General features: G+C 73.4%; 25 protein-coding genes, 3 tRNA genes and 1 pseudogene. 18 read left to right on the forward strand and 11 right to left on the reverse strand.

Going from position 1 to position 18602, the window contains the following annotated elements:
- The first annotated feature begins 15 nt into the window (after positions 1-15).
- Positions 16-435, forward strand: coding sequence for a phage holin family protein (locus tag ACL02T_RS18020; protein WP_412831886.1), 420 nt, complete (start codon positions 16-18; stop codon positions 433-435).
- A gap of 12 nt (positions 436-447) precedes the next feature.
- Here the strand turns inward: ACL02T_RS18020 and tenA are convergent, their stop codons facing one another.
- Positions 448-1116, reverse strand: a complete 669-nt coding sequence (gene tenA, locus ACL02T_RS18025) for a thiaminase II (protein ID WP_412831887.1) — start codon at positions 1114-1116, stop codon at positions 448-450.
- Positions 1117-1358: 242 nt separating this feature from the next.
- Here tenA and ACL02T_RS18030 point away from each other — a divergent pair, with 242 nt between their 5' ends.
- Positions 1359-1577 (forward strand): hypothetical protein, encoded by a 219-nt coding sequence (locus tag ACL02T_RS18030; protein WP_037046035.1) that lies wholly within the window; start codon positions 1359-1361, stop codon positions 1575-1577.
- Positions 1578-1591: 14 nt separating this feature from the next.
- On the opposite strand, the gene ACL02T_RS18035 is transcribed toward ACL02T_RS18030, so the two are convergent.
- From ACL02T_RS18035 to mrf, 4 genes and pseudogenes are all read right to left on the reverse strand, one after another.
- Complete coding sequence (locus ACL02T_RS18035) at positions 1592-1810, reverse strand: hypothetical protein (protein WP_412831888.1); 219 nt, start codon at positions 1808-1810, stop codon at positions 1592-1594.
- A 481-nt stretch (positions 1811-2291) separates the two neighbouring features.
- Positions 2292-2696, reverse strand: a pseudogene (locus tag ACL02T_RS18040) (class I adenylate-forming enzyme family protein); the annotation flags it as partial.
- A gap of 154 nt (positions 2697-2850) precedes the next feature.
- Positions 2851-4149: a cytochrome P450 gene (locus tag ACL02T_RS18045; protein WP_412831889.1), complete on the reverse strand. Its 1299-nt coding sequence runs from the start codon at positions 4147-4149 to the stop codon at positions 2851-2853.
- A gap of 219 nt (positions 4150-4368) precedes the next feature.
- Positions 4369-5625: a ribosome hibernation factor-recruiting GTPase MRF gene (mrf, locus tag ACL02T_RS18050; protein ID WP_412831890.1), complete on the reverse strand. Its 1257-nt coding sequence runs from the start codon at positions 5623-5625 to the stop codon at positions 4369-4371.
- Between the two features lie 100 nt (positions 5626-5725).
- On the opposite strand from mrf, the gene rpmG (ACL02T_RS18055) reads away from it, so the two are divergent.
- The 9 genes from rpmG (ACL02T_RS18055) to ACL02T_RS18095 all read left to right on the forward strand — a co-directional run bounded on the left by rpmG (ACL02T_RS18055) (position 5726) and on the right by ACL02T_RS18095 (position 8213).
- Complete coding sequence (rpmG, locus tag ACL02T_RS18055; protein ID WP_412832025.1) at positions 5726-5875, forward strand: 50S ribosomal protein L33; 150 nt, start codon at positions 5726-5728, stop codon at positions 5873-5875.
- Positions 5876-5942: 67 nt separating this feature from the next.
- The gene (gene rpmB / locus ACL02T_RS18060; RefSeq protein ID WP_412831891.1) at positions 5943-6260 is read left to right on the forward strand and encodes a 50S ribosomal protein L28; all 318 of its coding nucleotides are present in this window, start codon (positions 5943-5945) and stop codon (positions 6258-6260) included.
- Positions 6179-6484, forward strand: a complete 306-nt coding sequence (rpsN, locus tag ACL02T_RS18065; RefSeq protein ID WP_412831892.1) for a 30S ribosomal protein S14 — start codon at positions 6179-6181, stop codon at positions 6482-6484. Before rpmB ends, rpsN begins: the two co-directional genes overlap by 82 nt.
- Positions 6485-6634: 150 nt before the next feature.
- Positions 6635-6710, forward strand: a tRNA-Thr gene (locus tag ACL02T_RS18070).
- A gap of 27 nt (positions 6711-6737) precedes the next feature.
- Positions 6738-6810, forward strand: a tRNA-Met gene (locus ACL02T_RS18075).
- A 48-nt stretch (positions 6811-6858) separates the two neighbouring features.
- Complete coding sequence (gene rpmG, locus ACL02T_RS18080) at positions 6859-7026, forward strand: 50S ribosomal protein L33 (RefSeq protein WP_232869006.1); 168 nt, start codon at positions 6859-6861, stop codon at positions 7024-7026.
- A 5-nt stretch (positions 7027-7031) separates the two neighbouring features.
- Positions 7032-7469 carry an FAS1-like dehydratase domain-containing protein gene (locus tag ACL02T_RS18085; protein ID WP_412831893.1) on the forward strand — a complete coding sequence of 146 codons (438 nt, stop codon included), beginning with the start codon at positions 7032-7034 and terminating at the stop codon, positions 7467-7469.
- Complete coding sequence (locus ACL02T_RS18090) at positions 7466-7906, forward strand: MaoC family dehydratase (RefSeq protein WP_412831894.1); 441 nt, start codon at positions 7466-7468, stop codon at positions 7904-7906. Before ACL02T_RS18085 ends, ACL02T_RS18090 begins: the two co-directional genes overlap by 4 nt.
- A gap of 97 nt (positions 7907-8003) precedes the next feature.
- Positions 8004-8213: a hypothetical protein gene (locus ACL02T_RS18095; RefSeq protein WP_412831895.1), complete on the forward strand. Its 210-nt coding sequence runs from the start codon at positions 8004-8006 to the stop codon at positions 8211-8213.
- Positions 8214-8274: 61 nt separating this feature from the next.
- Here ACL02T_RS18095 and ACL02T_RS18100 read toward each other — a convergent pair whose 3' ends face one another.
- On the reverse strand, positions 8275-9513 hold the full coding sequence (locus tag ACL02T_RS18100; RefSeq protein WP_412831896.1) for a pyridoxal phosphate-dependent aminotransferase: 1239 nt from the start codon (positions 9511-9513) through the stop codon (positions 8275-8277).
- A gap of 199 nt (positions 9514-9712) precedes the next feature.
- On the opposite strand from ACL02T_RS18100, the gene ACL02T_RS18105 reads away from it, so the two are divergent.
- The 5 genes from ACL02T_RS18105 (at position 9713) to rplA (ending at position 12474) form a co-directional block, all read left to right on the forward strand.
- Positions 9713-9788: transfer RNA gene (locus ACL02T_RS18105), tRNA-Trp, on the forward strand.
- A gap of 64 nt (positions 9789-9852) precedes the next feature.
- Positions 9853-10203 carry a preprotein translocase subunit SecE gene (gene secE / locus ACL02T_RS18110; RefSeq protein ID WP_412831897.1) on the forward strand — a complete coding sequence of 117 codons (351 nt, stop codon included), beginning with the start codon at positions 9853-9855 and terminating at the stop codon, positions 10201-10203.
- 66 nt (positions 10204-10269) lie between these two features.
- Positions 10270-11187, forward strand: a complete 918-nt coding sequence (gene nusG, locus ACL02T_RS18115) for a transcription termination/antitermination protein NusG (RefSeq protein WP_412831898.1) — start codon at positions 10270-10272, stop codon at positions 11185-11187.
- A gap of 74 nt (positions 11188-11261) precedes the next feature.
- Positions 11262-11693 (forward strand): 50S ribosomal protein L11, encoded by a 432-nt coding sequence (gene rplK, locus ACL02T_RS18120; protein WP_345383506.1) that lies wholly within the window; start codon positions 11262-11264, stop codon positions 11691-11693.
- Positions 11694-11757: 64 nt separating this feature from the next.
- Positions 11758-12474 (forward strand): 50S ribosomal protein L1, encoded by a 717-nt coding sequence (rplA, locus tag ACL02T_RS18125; RefSeq protein WP_412831899.1) that lies wholly within the window; start codon positions 11758-11760, stop codon positions 12472-12474.
- Positions 12475-12526: 52 nt separating this feature from the next.
- Here rplA and ACL02T_RS18130 read toward each other — a convergent pair whose 3' ends face one another.
- On the reverse strand, positions 12527-13618 hold the full coding sequence (locus ACL02T_RS18130; protein WP_412831900.1) for a CaiB/BaiF CoA transferase family protein: 1092 nt from the start codon (positions 13616-13618) through the stop codon (positions 12527-12529).
- An 88-nt stretch (positions 13619-13706) separates the two neighbouring features.
- On the reverse strand, positions 13707-15185 hold the full coding sequence (yczR, locus tag ACL02T_RS18135) for a MocR-like transcription factor YczR (RefSeq protein ID WP_412831901.1): 1479 nt from the start codon (positions 15183-15185) through the stop codon (positions 13707-13709).
- Between the two features lie 59 nt (positions 15186-15244).
- Here yczR and ACL02T_RS18140 point away from each other — a divergent pair, with 59 nt between their 5' ends.
- Positions 15245-15469: a hypothetical protein gene (locus tag ACL02T_RS18140; RefSeq protein ID WP_412831902.1), complete on the forward strand. Its 225-nt coding sequence runs from the start codon at positions 15245-15247 to the stop codon at positions 15467-15469.
- On the opposite strand, the gene ACL02T_RS18145 is transcribed toward ACL02T_RS18140, so the two are convergent.
- The 3 genes from ACL02T_RS18145 to ACL02T_RS18155 all read right to left on the reverse strand — a co-directional run bounded on the left by ACL02T_RS18145 (position 15438) and on the right by ACL02T_RS18155 (position 17037).
- A complete protein-coding gene (locus ACL02T_RS18145) occupies positions 15438-15746 on the reverse strand; it encodes a hypothetical protein (protein WP_412831903.1) in 309 nt (102 codons plus the stop codon). The two genes, ACL02T_RS18140 and ACL02T_RS18145, sit on opposite strands and share 32 nt — an antisense overlap.
- 116 nt (positions 15747-15862) lie before the next feature.
- Positions 15863-16273, reverse strand: coding sequence for a sterol carrier protein (locus tag ACL02T_RS18150; RefSeq protein ID WP_412831904.1), 411 nt, complete (start codon positions 16271-16273; stop codon positions 15863-15865).
- Positions 16274-16380: 107 nt separating this feature from the next.
- Positions 16381-17037 carry a response regulator gene (locus tag ACL02T_RS18155; protein WP_412831905.1) on the reverse strand — a complete coding sequence of 219 codons (657 nt, stop codon included), beginning with the start codon at positions 17035-17037 and terminating at the stop codon, positions 16381-16383.
- A 68-nt stretch (positions 17038-17105) separates the two neighbouring features.
- On the opposite strand from ACL02T_RS18155, the gene ACL02T_RS18160 reads away from it, so the two are divergent.
- Positions 17106-18452: a sensor histidine kinase gene (locus tag ACL02T_RS18160; protein ID WP_412831906.1), complete on the forward strand. Its 1347-nt coding sequence runs from the start codon at positions 17106-17108 to the stop codon at positions 18450-18452.
- Positions 18453-18602: the final 150 nt, after the last annotated feature.

The raw sequence follows: 18602 nt of genomic DNA on the forward strand, positions 1-18602 counted from the left end.
CGGCGGGGAGGGCTCGTGAGCTGGGTGGACGAGCGGGAGGGCTCCTGGGTCCTCGCGTTCGTCATCCGGGTGGTCGTGGTCGCGGTCGCGCTGTGGGTCGCGACCTGGCTGGTCGACGGCATCGAGCTCGGCGGGAGCACCACCTCCGCCCGGGTGGGCACCCTGGCCGTGGTCGCGCTGATCTTCGGCCTGGTCAACGCCTTCCTCAAGCCGGTGATCAAGATCCTCAGCTGCCCGCTCTACATCCTCACGCTGGGGCTGTTCGGCCTGGTCGTCAACGCCCTGCTGTTCTGGCTGGTCGGGTCGTTCTCCTCGCGGATCGGCCTGCCGTTCGTGGTCGACGGCTTCTGGCCGGGCTTCTGGGGTGCGATCGTCGTCGCGATCGTCGGGTTCCTCCTGCACCTGCTGATCCCGGACCGGTTCGACCAGCGCTGACGCCCCGCGGCCTCAGACGGGCCAGCCCTCCTCGCGGTACCCGCCGTCCCAGAACATCCACTCGTAGCGGCTGGTCGTGGTGAAGTGCTCCCGCATCCGGGCGAGCTCGGCGGCCGAGACCGACTCGCCGATGCGATCGGTTGCGGCGAGCACCGCGTCGACGACGGCCCGGAACTCCTCCCCGCCGTACGTGGAGATCCAGCGGGCGTAGAGCGGGTCGGGTGAGCCGGCGTCGACGAGGTGCTCGCCGACCTTCGCGTAGATCCAGTAGCAGGGGAGCACCGCCGCGACCGCCTCGGCGTAGGAGCCGGAGTACGCCGTGGCGAGCAGGTAGCTCACATACGCCCGGGTCGCCGGCGCCACCGGCAGCGCCGCCGCCTGCTCGGCGGTCAGGTCCAGCTTGCCGAGCAGCTCGGCGTGCAGCTCCTGCTCGGCGGCGATCGCCCCGGCGGCATGGGCGCAGAACATCGCGAGGTCGTCCTCGCCGGGGGCCTTGGCCGCGCACAGCGCGAGCGCGCGGGCGTAGCCGCGCAGGTAGTGGGCGTCCTGGACGATGTAGTGCCGGAAGGCGGAGTGCGGCAGTGTGCCGTCCGTCAGCCCGGTGACGAACGGGTGGGCCAGGATCGCGGCGTAGACCCCGTCGACGTCGCTCCACAGCACGTCGGTCGTGCGCATGCTCATGCCCGGAACGGTAGGGCCGGGGATGGCCACACCGGTGTGGCATGGATCACTTGCAGAGTGATCTTCTGCGCCAGGGGTAGTCGCTCCCTGACGGTTCGTGCGCGCTGAGTGAGATGTCAGTCACTCTTCGGTACCATGACACCCGCCGGTAAACGGGGTGGGTCACGATGGGACACCACGGATGGCGACTCAGCGCTGAGCGCGCGCCGGACCGCACGTCCTTCCTGTCGGAGGTAAGTGGAATGAGTCCCGTCCCCATGGACCATCACGAGAAGATGCGGCTGCGTGCCGCCGCGTTCCGGGTCACCCGGCTCTACCCCGGTCCCGTGGGTGAGGTGCTCTCGCGCGAGCTCCTCACGTGGGAGGAGTTCGGGTACCGGCTCGGTGGCGGCCAGCTCGTGATGCGCCTGGTCGACCACGTGCTCAAGACCCCGCTGAACCAGGACGGCGTCGCGGCCTGACCCACGGGTCCGTCCTACGGGGCGGGCTCCTGCAGGGTCGTCACGGTGTTCGCCGCCGGTCCGTCCGGCGCCCTGCCGTCGGCCGACGCGGCCACGGCACCGCCCAGCACCAGCATCGCCGCGAGCGTCGCCAGACTGCCCACCCGCGCGGCGACCGCGTAGGCCGCCGAGGCGGCGCCGTGCAGCGCCGGGAAGGCCCGGCGGTCCCCCCGCTCGGCGTGCGGTGCCGGCACGGGACGCAGCAGCCCTTCCACCGGTGCCGCCGGGATGCGGTCGGCCCGGTGTCCGCCCCGGGTGTACGAGCGGCCAGGGTGCGCTCGGCGGTTCCCACCGTCCCGCGGACCACGCCGGACCGACACCGCCGGAAGAGCGACGGTGCGTTCCTGCGGACCGCCGCCATGCGGGGCCGGCACGGGGCGAAAGGCCGGGGCGGCGGGCGGCACGGTCACGCCCGGTTCATCGGACGGTCATCCGGCGCCGTTAGCACACCCCGCCCGCCTCACCCGATCGGTGTTCCCGGACGTCCGAGGGTCCGGCCGCCCGCCCAGGGCCGCCAGCAGCCCGTCGAGCGCGTCGAGGCTGTGCGCGCTGACGACCGCGTCGCAGTGCGGCCAGGCCGCGGCCATCCCGCCGGCGAGCGGGCGGAAACCCGCGTGTCGGGTCCTGGGGTTGGCCCAGACGATCCCGGCGGTGCTCGCCCGCGCCATGACCCGGCTGCTCCCCGAGCTCCCGTTCGAGCACCTTGCCCACCGCCGACACCGGGATCTCGTCCACCAGCCGGATCTCGCGCACCCGCTTGTAGGGCAGGACCCGCGCGTTCACCGTCGCCATGAGGCCCGCGGCGTCGGCCTCGGTGCGGCCCGGCGCCACCACGAACGCCACCGGCACCTCGCCGACGGTCACGTCCGGCCGGGCGACGACCGCCGCGCCGAGCACGCCCGGCTGTCGGAACAGCAGCTCCTCCAGCTCGCGGGGGTACACGTTGTAGCCCTTGTGGAGCAGCATGTCCTTCTTGCGGTCGACGATCCGCAGGTAGCCGTCCTCGTCGAGCACCCCGACGTCACCGGTGTGCAACCAGCCCTCCCGCAGCGCCGCCGCGGTCTCCTCCGGCCGGTCCTTGTCCAGGACGTTGACCACCACGTTGCGGTGACCGAGGCCCGCGCGAACAGCTGGGCGTAGGTCGGGTCGCGGCCGTGGTGGTGCAGGGCCACGCGGTCGCCGTAGCGGCGGGCGGACCCGGCCGGGACGGCGCCGACGGGCACCTCCGGGTAGATCACCGGGCGCCTCCGGCGGTGAACGCGACGGGCAGGTGCTTGATGCCGTTGATGAACATCGACCGGAGCCGCTGCGGCTCCCCGGTGACGTGGATGTCCGGGACGCGGGTGAGCAACTCGCGGAACATCACCGCCATCTCCCGGCGGGCCAGGTGTGCGCCGAGGCAGAAGTGCGGGCCCGGTCCGCCGAAGCCCACGTGCGGGTTGGGCGAGCGACGCACGTCGAACCGGTCCGGGTCCGGGAAGTGCGCGGGGTCCCGGTTCGCGGCCCAGTAGAAGAGCGCGACCTTGTCGCCCGCCACGAGTTCCGTGCCGCCGAGCACCGCGTCCTCGGCGAGCGTGCGCCGCATGTAGATCACCGGGGAGGCGAGCCGGACGATCTCGTCGATCGCCGTGGGCGTGACACCGTCGAGGTCGGCGAGCCAGGCGGTGCGCTGGTCCGGGTCGTCGGTGAGGAACGTCAGGCCCCAGCTGATCGCGTTGCGGGTGGTCTCGTTGCCCGCCACCACCAGGAGGACGAAGAAGCTGGCCAGCTCGTCCGGGGTGAGCCGCTCGCCGTCGATCTCGGCGTTGACCAGGGCGGACGTGACGTCGTCCGTCGGGTGCTGCTCCCGCGCCGCGCCGAGGTCCTTCATCAGGGCCGCCAGTTCGCCGCCCGCGGTGAGCAGCGCGGTGATCACGTCCGTGCCCTCCGGCACGTACTCGGGGTCCTGCGCCCCGAGGATCACGTTGGTGCGGTCGAACACGAACCCGTGCTGGCTCTCGGGGACGCCCATCATGTCGCAGACGACCTTCAGGGGGAGCCGGGCCGAGATCTCGGTGACCGCGTCGCACTCGCCGCGGTCGATCACGTCGTCGACGATCCGGGTCGCGGCGCGCTGCACGTCCTCGGTGAGCCGGGCGAGCCGGCGCGGGGTGAAGCCGCGCGAGACGATGCGGCGCAGCCGCGCGTGCCGCGGGTCGTCCATGTTGATCATCGAGCCGAAGAACTCGGCGAACTCCGGCGGCTGGTCGACCACCGAGGTGGCGCCCGCGCCCGAGGTGAAGACCTGAGGGGTCCGGCTGGCCTCGACGACGTCGTCCAGCCGGGTCAGGGCGTGGAACCCGGGGCCCGGCTCGACGTGGCCGAAGGCGGGCTCGGGGTAGAAGGGGATCGGCTCGTTCGTCCGCAGCCAGGCGAAGGCGGCCGCCCGCTCCTCGACCGGCCCGGTCCAGAACCCCTCGACGTCCGACAGGTCCGGGCGCGCGCCCGGGCCCGCCACGGCCGCCTGGCCAGTGGTGGATGCGTCAGTGGACATGCACGCGGTCCCTCCTGCCGGTCCGCGGTGACCGGCGCCACGCCCACCCTAGTTACTGAACGGTAGATCGGGGAGGGATCACGCCCTGTTGGTACCCGATCGCCACCGCCTCGGTGCGGCCGACGGCGCCGAGCTTCGCCGTCACGCCGTCCCGGGCCACCGCCGCGGCCCGCGCCTGAGGGGTCGCCTCACCCCTCGGGGTAAGGCGACCCCTCGCCCTCAGGTCTCCTCTCCCCGGGACCGCTCCGCCTCCCGGCCGGCCGGTTCGGGGTCGCCGCAGGGGTCGGTGTGCCAGAACCCGAAGGGATCGGGCAGCGCCGGCCAGGTCTCCTCGCCGGCGGCGAGCTCGGCGTCGGTGAGCAGGGCGGAGCGCAGGCCCGCCTCGACGGTGTCGAGGCCCTCGGCGTCGAGACCGTGGGCCAGCACGACGACGTCCTGCGCCCGGTCCCCGAAGCGCGGGTGCCAGCCGAGCGCGGCGAGCGCCCGCCGCTCGTCGGGCACCTCCTCCCACGCCGCGGGGTCCTGCCCGGCGAGCCACTCCCCGGCGTCACCGATGCGCAGGCTGCCGCCCGCGGACTCCAGCCACAGGACGTCGTCGGGCCGGGTGGCGAGCCAGATCCGCCCGCGGGTCCGCACGACGCCGTCGAGCAGCAGGTCGATCGCCCCGTGCAGGCGGTCCGGGTGGAACGGGCGGCGCGCGGAGAAGACGAGCAGCCGCACCCCGCAGTCGGTGGTCAGCGGCGGGGCGCCGCGCAGCAGTGGGCCGTGGACGTCGTCGGGCCGGCCGCGTCGGGCCTGCGCGTGCGTGCGGCGCAGGAGGACCGCGTCGTCGTCGAGCTCGGCGAGGCGGGACCGCAGGGCGGTGGGCGCCAGCCGTTCCAGGACGGCGTCGACCCGGGCGTGCTCCCAGGCCGGCGCGGCGCCGGTGTGCACGAGCAGGTCCGCGAACTCCGCCTGCGCGACGGCGACCTGGGCCACCGTGCGCTCGTCGTCCGGGAGGTCGGCGAGGCCGCGCTCGACGACGGGCTCGTCGCCGGTGGCGTCGTCGAGCCAGCGGGCGGCGTCGACGGCGGTGATCACCCCACGCAGGTCGACGAGATCGGTGAGCACCACACGGTGCCCGGGGTCGGCTCCTGCGCCGACCAGGACGTGCGCGAGCGCCCAGCACACCTGCTCGGGCTCCAGGGCGGGATCGAGGTGCAGGACGACGCGGTGGACCCGGCCGGCGAGCCCGCGCAGCGTCGGCAGGAGGTCCTCGCGCAGCGTGCAGGACACGCAGCCGTGGGCCAGCTCGAGCTGGGTCCACGTGTCGGTGTCGCGGTCGCGGATCCGGCGGTGCAGCCGCCCGCGGGCGATGTCGCGCAGGTCGTGGTGCACGACCACCACGTCGGGATCGGCGGTCCGCAGCCGGACGAGGACGCGTTCCACGCCCTCGGTGCACAGGCCCGTGACCACGAGCAGTTCGGTGTCGGGCATGGGCCCTCCTCGGGAAGGGATCGGGATCGGCGGGTGTTACCGTAAATGACAATCGTTCCCGATACGAGGGGAGGGTGGCGTGGCCGCCAAGTCCGCCGCCGTGCGTCCCGTGGTCAGGATGCGGTCGACCGCCGGCACGGGCACGACCTACGTGACCCGCAAGAACCGCCGCAACGACCCCGACCGGCTCGTGCTGCGCAAGTACGACCCGGTGGTCCGCCGGCACGTCGAGTTCCGCGAGGAGCGGTGAGGATGGATTCGCCACGCCCGGGAGACGGCCCCGCTGCCGTACCCGCACGCGGGACGGGGCTGTTTGCATGTCCCGCAGATGTCAGCTGACCGGCCGCGAGCCGGGCTTCGGTCGGACGGTCTCGTACTCGCACCGGCGCAGCCCGCGCCGGTGCGACCCCAACGTGCAGGACCGCCGGTACCGGCTGCCGTCGGAGAACCAACACGTCCGGCTCCGGCTGTCGGCCAGGGCGATCAAGCTGGTCGACCGGATCGGCGTCGAGGCCGCGAGGGCGCGCCTCCGCGCGCGGGGGGAGAAGGCCTGTTGGCGACGACGGCGAAGACCGCCCGCAACGAGCGGCGCAAGGAGGTCGTCGCCCGGCACGCCGGGCGGCGCCGGGAGCTGAAGCGGACCGTCGCCCGGCCCACGACGCCGGACGCCGAGCGCCGGGCCGCGTTGCGCGAGCCGCGCCGCCAGCCCCGGGACGCGAGCGCCACCCGGGTGCGGAACCGGGACTCCACGGACGGCCGACCTCGGGGGTACGTCGGCAGGTTCGGCGTCTCCCGCGTGACGCTCCGGGAGCTCGCCCACGCCGGAATGCTGCCCGGGGTCACCAAGTCCTCCTGGTGATCCACCCGCACCCCCGCCGCACACCCTCCGTCGACACCCGATCGGCGGGGAGCTGCGGAAACGGGGAGGGGGACCCCCGGGTTGGCGACCCGCGGAGGGGGTTGTGTAGAGTTCTGCAGGTCCGACGGGAAGTCCCCGGAGGGCCGTGCCGCCCCTTTAGCTCAGTCGGCAGAGCGTCTCCATGGTAAGGAGAAGGTCTACGGTTCGATTCCGTAAAGGGGCTCCAGCGAGGTAGGTGTGACCGGCTTCGCGAGGCGGTGTAGCTCAGTCGGTAGAGCAAGCGGCTCATAATCGCTGTGTCGCCGGTTCAAGTCCGGCCACCGCTACACACACGATCCGAGCTCGAAGCAGGAAAGCAGCAGGAGGCACCCGCGATGGCGAAGGCCACCGACGTCCGGCCGAAGATCACGCTGGCGTGCGAGCAGTGCAAGCACCGGAACTACATCACCAAGAAGAACCGGCGCAATGATCCCGACCGGCTCGAGATCAAGAAGTTCTGCCCGAACTGCGGCACGCACCGCGCCCACCGCGAGACCCGCTGACGGCAGTGCCCGACGAGTCCTTCGTCGGCCGTTCCCTCCCGGCCGCCGGTCCGTTCCAGGTCGGCCGGGAGAAGATCCGCGAGTTCGCCGCGGCGATCGGGGACACGTCCCCGCTGAGTCGCGATCTCGACGCCGCGCGCGCGGCCGGTCACCCCGACCTGGTCGCGCCGCCGACGTTCTCGACCACGTTCACCATGCCGCTGATCGAGGCGTTCCTGCGGGACCCCGACTTCGGCTGGGACTACACGCGGATGGTGCACGGCGACCAGCGCATCACCTTCCACCGAGCGATCCGCGGCGGCGACGAGCTGTTCACCACGGTGCACGTCGACGAGCTGCGCACCCGTGCGGGTAGCCACATGCTGACCCTGCGCTGCGAGGTCGCCGACGCGGCGGGTGAGCCCGTCGCCACCACGAGCTCGCTGCTGGTGACCCAGGCATGAGCAGCGCGCCGCACCCCGCCGACGCGCAGAAGGGCGACGAGCTGCCGCCGCTGCGCGTGCACCTCACGCGGGCCGACCTGGTCCGCTACGCCGGCGCCTCCGGCGACTTCAACCCGATCCACTGGAGCGACCGCGTCGCGGGCGCCGCCGGGCTGCCCGGGGTGATCGCACACGGCATGCTCACGATGGCCGTGGCCGGACGCGTCGTCACCGACTGGGTCGGCGACCCGTCGCTGGTGCGCAGCTACGGCACCCGGTTCACTCGCCCCGTCGTGGTCCCGGACGACGACACCGGCGCCCTCGTGGAGATCACCGGGACCGTCGCGGACGTCACCGTGGCGGACGGTGCCCGGGTCGCCCGGATCGACCTCAAGGCCGTGTTCGAGGGCAGGTCGGTGCTGGGACGGGCCACCGCGGAGGTCGTGCTCCCCGGGTGACGAGCCGGGCGCGTCCGGTTGCCGCGATCGGCGTGCGGGTCGATGCTGCCTCCCGTCCCGGGTCCGCGAGGACCGCACCACACGGAGGGAGCACCACGTGAAGTTCGGGAAGCTGGTGGACAAGGCCTGGGAGGACAAGACGGCCGCGGAGATCCTCTCCGCCCCGCCGTCGGCCCTCGAGGGACTCACCGAGAAGCACGACGAGCAGCTGGCCGCCCTCGGCATCAAGACGATCGGCGACCTCGCCCACTGGAAGTACGCCAAGCGGGCCGCCGCCCTGGCGGCCCTGGCCGACACCGACAAGTAGACCCGACACACCCGAGGGGCGGGCGCCGACGGCGCCCGCCCCTCGGGTGGTCCCGCGGTTCCTACTGGGCCTCGCGCAGCAGCGCGCCCATCCGTTCCACGCCGGTCCTCAGGTCGTCGTCGCCCAGGGCGTAGGAGAGCCGGAAGAAGCCGGGGGTCCCGAAGGCCTCGCCGGGCACCACGGCGACCTCGGCGTGTTCGAGCACGGCGGCGGCGAGGTCGAGGCTGGTCTCGATCTTCTGCCCGCGGATCTGCTTGCCGAGCAGCTCCCCCACGGCCGGGTAGGCGTAGAAGGCGCCCTTCGGGGTGGGGCACTGCACGCCCGGGATCGCCGAGAGCAGCTCGACGATCGTGCGGCGGCGGCGGTCGAAGGCCGTCCGCATCTCCTCGACGGCGTCGAGCGGGCCGGACAGGGCCTCGATCGCGGCGCGCTGGGACACGTTCGCCACGTTCGAGGACAGGTGGCTCTGCAGGTTCGTGGCGGCCTTGATGACGTCCGCGGGGCCCGCCATCCAGCCGACCCGCCAACCGGTCATCGCGTAGGTCTTGGCCACGCCGTTGAGCACCACGCAGGTGTCGGCCAGCTCCGGCACCGCCACGGGCATCGACACGGCCTCGGCGCCGTCGTAGACCAGGTGCTCGTAGATCTCGTCGGTGACGACCCAGATGCCGTTCTCCACGGCCCAGCGGCCGACGGCCTCGGTGAGCTCGCGAGGGGCGACGGCGCCGGTCGGGTTCGACGGCGAGCACCACAGCAGCACCTTGGTGCGGGGGGTGCGCGCGGCCTCGAGCTGCTCGACCGAGGGCAGGTAGCCCGCGTCGGGCCCGGTGACGACGACCGTGGCCACGCCGCCGGCCAGGGCGATGGCCTCAGGGTAGGTGGTCCAGTACGGGGCGGGCAGGATCACCTCGTCGCCCGGGTCGAGCAGGGTGGCGAAGGTCTGGTAGACGGCCTGCTTGCCGCCGTTGGTGACCAGGACCTGGTTCGCGGCGATCTCGTAGCCGGAGTCCCGCTCGGTCTTCGCCACGATCGCGGCCTTGAGCTCCGGGAGCCCGCCGGCGGGGGAGTAGCGGTGGTTGCGCGGGTCGGCGCACGCCTCCTGCGCGGCGGCGACGATCGCCGGCGGGGTGGGGAAGTCCGGCTCGCCGGCGCCGAAGCCGATCACCGGGCGGCCCTCGGCCTTGAGCGCCTTGGCCTTCGCGTCGACGGCGAGGGTCGCGGACTCCGCGATGCCGCCGATCCGTGCGGAGATCCGTGGCTTCTGCGCTGAGGTGGACTCTGCTGCACTCGGTGCGGACATGGCCCTCATCCTCGCGCACCGGGCGTACCCTCGTGCGACTGGGTTTCGGCCCCGCAGGCCCTGGCGGGGTCCCGGGGGGCCCGCGGGTGAAGGGGCCCGGACCGGGTGCCGTACACTCACTTTCGCCGGGCGCACCGGATCTTCCGGTGTGCCTGCTCCGAACCCGTCGGGTCCCCGACGCGGCGGGCCGGGGCGGCGTAGGGGTGTAGCTCAATTGGCAGAGCAGCGGTCTCCAAAACCGCAGGTTGCAGGTTCAAGTCCTGTCACCCCTGCCACCCGGGACGACAGCAGGAACGAGACGAGGGGGCGGGCGTCTGCCCGCCGGTGAGAGGACGAGCGGTGAGCGAGGAGCGTGAGCCCGGGCGGGATCGCCCGACGTCCGCGGCCGACCGCCGCGGCCGGCGCACGTCGCCGTCCTCCCCGGGGGCCGGCGCGGTCACCACGCCGGGCAAGGGCCGCCCGACGCCCTCGCGCACGGGCGGGGCGCCGCGCAAGGCGTCGCCGTTCGCCAGGCTGGTCCGCTTCCTCCGCGAGGTCGTGGCGGAGCTACGCAAGGTCATCTGGCCCACGCGCAAGCAACTGGTGACCTACACGATCGTCGTGCTCGTCTTCGTCGCCTTCATGGTCGCGCTGGTCTCGCTCCTGGACTGGGTGTTCGGGCTGGGCGTGTCGGCCCTGTTCGGCGCCTAGCCCCGCAGGTGAGCCGCGAACGCCCCGATCGAGCACGACGACGCTGACGAAGGAAGCGAGAAGCACGTGACCTCCCCAGACGGCCGACCGGCCGAGGACGAGACGACGGTGCAGGGCACCGACGTCGAGGTGGCTTACGGCGCCGAGGCCTCCGACAGCTCCGGCGACGCCATCGACCCCGCCGACACCGACACCGAGGCGGTCGAGGCCGAGGAGGCGGAGGACACCTTCGCGGGGGACGCGGACGTCGACTTCGGGTCCGAGGCCGCCGACGCCGTGCCGGCCGCCGAGGCGCAGGCCGACCCGGGTGACCTCGAGGCCGGTGCCGACGGCGAGGCCGCCGACGTGCCCGAGGAGGATGTCGACCCGGTCGAGGAGATGAAGGAGGCGCTGCGCCGCGCCCCCGGCGACTGGTACGTCGTCCACTCCTACGCGGGCTACGAGAACAAGGTGAAGCAGAACCTCGAGACCCGGGTGCAGACCCTGGACGTCGAGGACTACATCTACCAGGTCGAGGTGCCCACCGAAGAGGTCACCGAGATCAAGAACGGCCAGCGCAAGCAGGTGCAGCGCAAGGTGCTGCCCGGCTACATCCTGGTCCGGATGGAGCTCAACGACCAGTCGTGGGGCGCCGTCCGGAACACCCCGGGCGTCACCGGATTCGTCGGGGCCACGTCGCGGCCGTCGCCGCTGACCCTGGACGAGGTGCTGAAGTTCCTGCTGCCGAAGCAGGAGGCGCCGAAGGAGAAGGCCGCCGCCGCGGCGGGCACGGGCGGCGCGGCCGCCGGCACGGGCGGCGGGGCCCAGGTCGAGGTCGACTTCGAGGTCGGCGAGTCGGTCACCGTCATGGACGGCCCGTTCGCGACGCTGCCGGCCACGATCAACGAGGTCAACGTCGATGCGCAGAAGCTGAAGGTGCTCGTGTCCATCTTCGGCCGCGAGACACCCGTCGAGCTGGCCTTCAGTCAGGTCTCCAAGATCTGACACGCACGATTCTCCGCCGCGGCGGGCAGGTCCGCGGCGCTGGGTAGACCCAGACGATCACGAGGAATCACAGGATGCCACCCAAGAAGCGGAAGCTCTCCGCGATCATCAAGCTCCAGATCAAGGCCGGCGCGGCCACGCCGGCCCCGCCGGTCGGCCCCGCGCTGGGTCAGCACGGCGTCAACATCATGGAGTTCTGCAAGGCGTACAACGCCGCCACCGAGGCCCAGCGCGGCGACGTGGTGCCGGTCGAGATCTCGGTGTACGAGGACCGCTCGTTCACCTTCGAGCTCAAGACCCCGCCCGCGGCCAAGCTGCTGCTCAAGGCGGCCGGCGTGGAGAAGGGCTCCGGCGAGCCGCACAAGACCAAGGTCGCCTCGGTGACCATGGACCAGGTGCGGGAGATCGCGCAGACCAAGATGCGCGACCTCAACGCCAACGACCTGGACCAGGCCGCGAAGATCATCGCCGGCACCGCCCGGTCGATGGGCATCACGGTCAACTGACCCCATCCGTACGCGTGGGAGAGCCGGGCGCGGCTCCTACCACGATCTTCGCGAAGGAGTGAAGATGGCAAAGCGCAGCAAGATCTACGAGCAGGCCGCGGCCAAGATCGACCGCGACGCCCTGTACTCGCCCCTCGAGGCCGCCAAGCTGGCCAAGGAGACCTCGAGCAGCAAGATGGACGCGACCGTCGAGGTCGCCATGCGGCTGGGCGTCGACCCCCGCAAGGCCGACCAGATGGTCCGCGGGACCGTGAACCTGCCCCACGGGACCGGTAAGACCGCCCGGGTCATCGTGTTCGCCGTCGGCGACAAGGCCGCCGAGGCCGAGGCCGCCGGTGCCGACGTCGTCGGCGCCGAGGACCTGATCGAGCGGATCCAGGGCGGCTGGCTGGACTTCGACGCCGCGATCGCGACCCCCGACCAGATGGCGAAGGTCGGCCGCATCGCCCGCATCCTCGGCCCGCGCGGCCTGATGCCGAACCCGAAGACCGGCACCGTCACCCCGGACGTCACCAAGGCCGTCGCCGACATCAAGGGCGGCAAGATCAACTTCCGGGTGGACAAGCAGGCCAACCTGCACCTCGTCATCGGCAAGGCCTCGTTCGACACCGAGAAGCTGGTGGAGAACTACGGCGCCGCCCTCGACGAGATCCTGCGGGCCAAGCCGTCCGCCGCGAAGGGCCGCTTCATCAAGAAGATCACCATCTCGACCACCACGGGCCCGGGCATCCCGGTCGACCCGAACCGCACCCGCAACCTGCTGGTCGACGACACCGTCTGAGTGGCACGACCGAACGCCCCCTCCCGGGAACGAGAGGGGGCGTTCGGCATTCTCAGCTCCAGTCGGCGAGGACGTCGTCGACCGGCTCGACGTCCGTGGGTCGGCTCTGCACCTCGGTCCCGGTGCGGGAGAAGCGCGGGGCCGGGGCGGCCTGTGGCACGCCGTCCGGGCTGACGATCGTGTTCCGAGCCGCCATGTGCGGGTGTTCGGCCACCTCTCCGAAGGAGAGCACGGGGGTGACGCACGCGTCCTTGCCGTCGAAGACCGCCGCCCACTCGTCCCGCGTCCTGGTCTTGAACACGTCGGTGAAGCGGGCCCGCAGAACCGGCCAAGACTGCGCCTCGCCCTGTGGCGGCAGGTCGGCCGGGTCGATCTCCAGGCCCTTGAGCAGCTCGGCGTAGAACTGCGGCTCCAGGGCGCCGACGGCGACGAACCGCCCGTCCGCGCAGGTGTAGGTGTCGTAGAAGGGGGCGCCGCCGTCAAGCAGGTTGGTGGACGGGGCGTCCTGCCACACCTTCGCGCCGAGCATTCCCCACATCATCTGTAGCAGGAGGCTCGCGCCGTCCACCATCGCGGCGTCGACGACCTGGCCCTCGCCCGAGCCGCGGGCCTCGTACAGGGCGGCGAGCACGCCGACGACGAGCAGCATGGAGCCGCCGCCGAAGTCCCCGACCAGGTTGAGCGGCGGGACCGGCCGCTCGCCGTTCCCGCGACCGATGGCGTGCAGCGCGCCGGTGAGCGAGATGTAGTTGATGTCGTGCCCGGCACGGGCAGCCATCGGCCCGTCCTGGCCCCAGCCGGTCATACGGCCGTACACGAGCTTCGGGTTGCGCGCGTGGCAGTCGGCCGGGCCGACGCCGAGCCGCTCCGTGACGCCGGGCCGATAGCCCTCGATCAGCACGTCCGCCTTCTCGACGAGCCGCAGCAGCGTCTCCCGACCCTCCGGTGTCTTCAGGTCGGCGGCGACGCGCCTGCGTCCCCGCGCGGCCGGGTCGACGGGGCTCCCGTTGCTCCCGCCCGGCCGGTCGACCCGGACCACCTCGGCGCCCAGGTCGCCCAGGATCATCGCGGCGTGCGGCCCCGGTCCGATACCGGCGAGCTCGACGACCCGTACGCCCGCGAGGGGTCCGCTGCGAGTGCCCACTTCCGTCCTCCTCATCGATCGATCGTTCAGGACTCTACGGGTCCGCGGCCCACGGGTCTGCGGCCCAGGCCACAGGACGCCGTCCCGGCTAGGCCACGGCGATCTGGTCCGCCCCGGCGCCGTCGGGCTGGTGCCGCAGACCCTGCCAGGCCGCGGTGAGTCGTTCGAGCGCGGCCGCGGCGGGCTCGGGTCGCAGGGTGTACGGCAGCCGGATGTACCGCTCGAACGCGCCGTCGACGCCGAAGCGGGGTCCGGCGGCCAGCAGGACGTCGTGCCGTCGGGCGGCGCCGGTGAGCAGGCTGGACACCGGTTCGCCCAGGTCGACCCACAAGCTCAGCCCGCCCGCCGGGTCGTTGGGCCGCCACTGCGGGAAGGCCTCGGCGAGCCGGCGGCGGAGGTCGGCGCGGGCGGCGCGCAGCGTCTCCTGCCGCTCGGCCACGACCGCGTCGACCTCGCCGAGCAGCCGGGCCGTGACGAGCTGGTCGAGCACCGCCCCGCCGAGGTCGATCGACGGCCGCAGGGCGGCGAGTCGTCGCACCAGCGACGCCGAGGTGCGGATCCAGCCGATCCGCAGCCCGCCCCAGAACACCTTGCTCGCCGAGCCGATCGTGATCAGCAGGGGCGAGTCGGGCGCGTGCCGGACGACCGGTTCCGGGGCCGGCACGTCCAGGGGCAGCTCGGTCAGGGTCTCGTCGACGACGAGCGGGGTGCGGGTCCGCCGCGCCAGCTCGACCACCCCCGAGCGGACCTCCGGCGGCATCACCGCGCCGGTCGGGTTGTGGAAGTCCGGCACCAGGTAGCAGAGGGCGGGACGGGTGTCCCGGACGGTGGCGGTCAGCAGGTCGAGGTCCCACGCCGGCTCCCGGCCGTCGGGACCGAGCGGCACGGGGACCGGCCGGGCGCCGCGGCCGCGGATGGCGTCGAGCGCGTTCGGGTAGGTGGGGTGCTCGACCAGGACGCGGTCGCCCGGGCCCGCGAGCAGCGTGAGGACCAGCGCGATCGCGTGCTGCGCGCCGGAGGTGACCAGGATCTGCTCGGGGGCGGTCGGCACGCCGCGCTCGGTGAAGCGCCGCGCCACGGCCTCCCGCATCACCGGGATCCCGGCGAGGGTGTAGCCGTGGCCGCCGATCTGCCCGTCGAGCTCGGTGACGGCGGCCGCCGCAGCCCGCCGGATCGCGTCCGTGGGAGCGGGCAGCGCGGCGTGCGCGAGATCGGTGAGGCCGCCGCCCGCGAGCGGCGAGAACGGGGTCTCGGGCGTCGTCCCGCCGGTCGGGCCGGGCACGCGGGTCCAGCTGCCCGAGCCGCGGCGGCTCTCGAGGAACCCGTCGGCGCGCAGGGCCTCGTAGGCCGCGGCCACCGTCGTCCGGCTGACGTCGAGGGCGCCGGCGAGCTCGCGCTCGGCCGGAATCCGGGTGCCGAGTGGCAGCCGGCCGTCCAGGACGAGGAGCCGGACGCGCTCGGTCAGGGCGGCGGCGAGGCCGCGCCGGTCGTCCGGCCGCCACCGGCCGAGCAGGCGAGCGAAGCTCGCACCGCCGATCCGGCGGGATCCGGGGTCCGAGGGGGCCACAAGTCCACCTCCTCGAGATTGGCCATGGAGAACGAGGCCAATACTGCCAGAGTGGGGGCATGACAGCGACGATCCTGGTCTCGGTCCTGGTCCTCATCGCGCTCCTCGCGCCGCGCTACGGCGCGGACAGCCGCTCGCTGCGGGAGCGGCCGCGCTACGCGGCGACGCCCTGGGGGGACGTGCGGACACTGTTGCGCCGGCTCGAGAAGGCAGCGGCGCGGCCACAACGGGCCGGGCCCACGCTGCGCCGGCTCAGGTCCGGTACTCCCAGTGGTTCTGCATGAGCACCTCGGCGGTGCGGTCCGTGTCGTCCCGGATCTCCGCGCGGTAGTAGTACCGCCCGGGCTGCCACCCGTCCTCGTCCGCCACGACCTGCAGGTACTCCGTGGCCCAGCGGTGCCACTCGTCGGCGTCGCGGGGGGCGGGGTCGGGGGCGTCGCACACCACGGTGGTGAAGTCGTGGAGCCGGCCGCGCAGCGAGGTCCACATCTGGACGTCGATGTTGAGGATCTCGGGCAGCCCGCTCGAGGTCCGCTCGCCCGACTCCGTCCGCTCGCTCACGCCGCGCCTCCCGACGGGCCCGGGGTGGGGCGGACCCGCAGCGAGTATCGATCTCCGGTGAGGTCCGGACACCGCCAGGAGCGCGGACCTCACCGGATCGAGCTACCCGGGCAGGGTCACGCGGCCAGCAGGTCGCTGCGGCCCTTCTCCCCGAGCATCGCCTTGTACGGCCCGAACAGGCCCTTTGCCAGCGGCAGCACCGTGAGCAACTTGGCGACCGGGCCCTTCGCGCGGACCTGGCCCTTGGCCAGCGCGACGGGCAGCACGACCTTGCCGAGCCAGAACCGGTTGCCGGTGTCGGCGCTCATGAACAGCTCGACGTCGGGCTCGGGCCCGGAGCCCGCGCCCTCGTGGATCTGCGCGTTCGGCATGTCCACGGTGAGCACGGCGTCGGGGTCGGTGTAGGTGATGCGCAGGACGACCCCGGACGGCCTCAGCTTCTCGACCAGCGCCGGGTCCTCCAGGCCCAGCCGGAAGACCTCGCCCAGGTACTCGTACACCTCGGCCTCGTTCTGGAATGCCGCCACGTCGCAGCCCCTCTCGCTCGCTCGACGGGGAGTCTGGCCCGGTCGGGCGGTGCGGGGGACTCCCCCGCCGGGCCACGGCTGGCCCGCACGGACCGTCCCGCCCGACGTCAGGGCTGCTCGTCGAGCAGGCCCGCCCGGCCGGCCAGCGCGGCCGCCTCGATCCGGTTCGCCGCGCCGAGCTTGTGCAGCAGTGAGGCGATCATCCGCTTCGCCGTGCGCTCGCTGACCAGCATGGGCCGGGCGATCTCGCTGGTCTCCAGCCCGCGGGCCAGCAGTCGCCACAGCTCGACGTCCCGCTCGGACAAGGTGTCGAGCAGGCCGTCCGCGGTGCGGTCCGCGGAGGCCAGCAGCGCGCCGAGCAGCTCGCCGCGCACGACCTTCACCCCGGCGAGCAGCGACAGCAGCGGCGCGACCAGCACGGCCGGATCGGCCGACTTGCCGAGGTAGCCGTCGGCGCCGGCGCGCAGCGCGGCCGCGGCCAGGTCGAGGTCCTCGGTGCCGGACAGGGCGAGCACCTTCGTCGCGGGGTAGGCCGCCTTGATCCGACGGATGGTCTCGACCCCGCCGAGCGGTGGCAGTGCGAGGTCCACGACGGCGATGTCCGCGCGGTTCCTCCCGACGAGCGCGACCGCCTCCTCGCCGGCGGTGGCGGCCCCGGCGACCCGGAAGGTGTCGCCCGCCCGGGACTCGAGCAGGAGGGCCAGGCCCTGGGCGAACAGCGCGTGGTCGTCGACGATGACGACGGTGTGGGGCCCCTCCTGCACGGACCGGAGCCTAAACGGACGTAGTCTCCGGGATCTCGCGACCTGCACCGACGGCGACGGGAGGCCCGGTGACGAGCCCGAGCACAGGCGGGACGGCCCCGGTCGCGGAGGCGGTGGGGGATCCGGGCGCCCCGCACTGGGACCCCTGGTCGCGGCGCTCCGACTCGGCCGAGGAGCGGGCCGCGGTGGTCATCCGCGCGATCGTCGTGGTCGCCGTGGGCCTGGCGCTCGCGGTCGGACCCGAGCTCGCGCGGGGTCGGCCGCTCGTGGTGTGGGGCATCGTGGTCGGCACGGCGCTCTACGCGACCGCGCTCGTGGTGGCCGAGTGGGCGGAGTGGCAGCTGCCCGTCCGGCCCGCGGTGATCACGGTGGTCGACGGCGTGCTGGTCCTGGTGGCCTGCGGGCTCACCGGGGGAGCGGACAGCATCTTCGTCGCCGTGCTGCCGCTGATCGCGATCGCGATGTCGCTGCGCAGTGGGCCGGTACTGGGCCGGCTCGGCGCGCTCGGTGTCGGGATCGGGTTCACGGTCGCGTGCCTGCTGGGCTCGGATCCCGCCGTGCCCGTGGCCGAGCGGCTGCTGACGGGTGCGTGGTGGAGCGGGTTCCTCGTCGCCGGCGCGGTGCTGGTCGGGGTGCTGGTGCGGATGCTGGAGCGGCAGCTGCAGGAGGCCGCGGACTCCCGGGCGCGGGCGGCCGCGGAGCACGAGAAGTTCCTCTCGGAGCGCGAGCTGCGGGCCAGGCTGGTCGCGGCGCAGCAGGCGCGGCTCGACGGGGTGCGCGTGGTGCTGCACGAGTTCCGCACGCCCGTCGCCTCGCTGACCGCGCTCACCACCGATCTCGCGAAGGGGGCCCTCTCGCCCGAGGCCGCGCGCACGGCGACCCGGCTGCTCGCCGAGCACGCGGTCCACCTGCAGGACATGCTCGAGGGCCTCGCCGACCTGGCCGTGCGGGACGGCAGCCCGTTGGGCCGGGTCACCGACCGGCGGGTGGTGCTGGCCGAGCTGGCCGAGGTCGTGCTCGACGCGGCCGCCGTCGCGCCCGGCCGTCGTCGGATCGCGGTGGCGCCGGTCGGCGCGGCCGTGCGCTGCGACCCGCAGCGGCTGCGCAGGGTGCTCACCAACCTCGTGGAGAACGCCGCCCGGCACAGCGGGGAGGAACCGGTGGAGCTGGACCTCGCCCACGCCGACGGCACCCTGGTCGCCGAGGTGCGCGACCGGGGCCCCGGTCTGCCGCCCGGCCAGGAGGGCCTGGTGACGGCCAAGGGCGTGGCCCTGGGGGAGCGGCGCGGCACCGCGGGGCTGGGGCTGTGGATCGTGGAGGCGCTGGTGGGGGCGATGAACGGCGAGCTCACCCTGCTCCCGCGCGCGGGCGGGGGCCTGGTCGCCCGCCTCACCCTCCCCCTGTCCCCCGCCTGATCTCCCGACTCGCGGAAGCCCAGACCCCGACTCGCGGAAGCCCAGACCCCGACTCGCGGAAGCCCAGACCCCGACTCGCGGAAGACCAGACCCCGACTCGCGGAATGGGGGCTTCCAGTTCCGCGAGTCGCGCTGTGGGTTTCCGCGAGT

The sequence above is a fragment of the Pseudonocardia oceanicola genome (genome assembly GCF_047200735.1).
GTDB lineage: Bacteria > Actinomycetota > Actinomycetes > Mycobacteriales > Pseudonocardiaceae > Pseudonocardia.

Bases quoted from the DNA above. Each gene is read 5' to 3' on its own strand.
- ACL02T_RS18090 (WP_412831894.1), top strand. From the start codon at position 7,466: ATGAGCAGCGCGCCGCACCCCGCCGACGCGCAGAAGGGCGACGAGCTG.
- ACL02T_RS18030 (WP_037046035.1), top strand. From the start codon at position 1,359: ATGAGTCCCGTCCCCATGGACCATCACGAGAAGATGCGGCTGCGTGCC.
- ACL02T_RS18045 (WP_412831889.1), bottom strand. From the start codon at position 4,149: ATGTCCACTGACGCATCCACCACTGGCCAGGCGGCCGTGGCGGGCCCG.
- tenA (WP_412831887.1), bottom strand. From the start codon at position 1,116: ATGAGCATGCGCACGACCGACGTGCTGTGGAGCGACGTCGACGGGGTC.
- rplA (WP_412831899.1), top strand. From the start codon at position 11,758: ATGGCAAAGCGCAGCAAGATCTACGAGCAGGCCGCGGCCAAGATCGAC.
- mrf (WP_412831890.1), bottom strand. From the start codon at position 5,625: ATGCCCGACACCGAACTGCTCGTGGTCACGGGCCTGTGCACCGAGGGC.
- rpmB (WP_412831891.1), top strand. From the start codon at position 5,943: ATGTCCCGCAGATGTCAGCTGACCGGCCGCGAGCCGGGCTTCGGTCGG.
- ACL02T_RS18100 (WP_412831896.1), bottom strand. From the start codon at position 9,513: ATGTCCGCACCGAGTGCAGCAGAGTCCACCTCAGCGCAGAAGCCACGG.
- rpmG (WP_232869006.1), top strand. From the start codon at position 6,859: ATGGCGAAGGCCACCGACGTCCGGCCGAAGATCACGCTGGCGTGCGAG.
- ACL02T_RS18140 (WP_412831902.1), top strand. From the start codon at position 15,245: ATGACAGCGACGATCCTGGTCTCGGTCCTGGTCCTCATCGCGCTCCTC.
- rplK (WP_345383506.1), top strand. From the start codon at position 11,262: ATGCCACCCAAGAAGCGGAAGCTCTCCGCGATCATCAAGCTCCAGATC.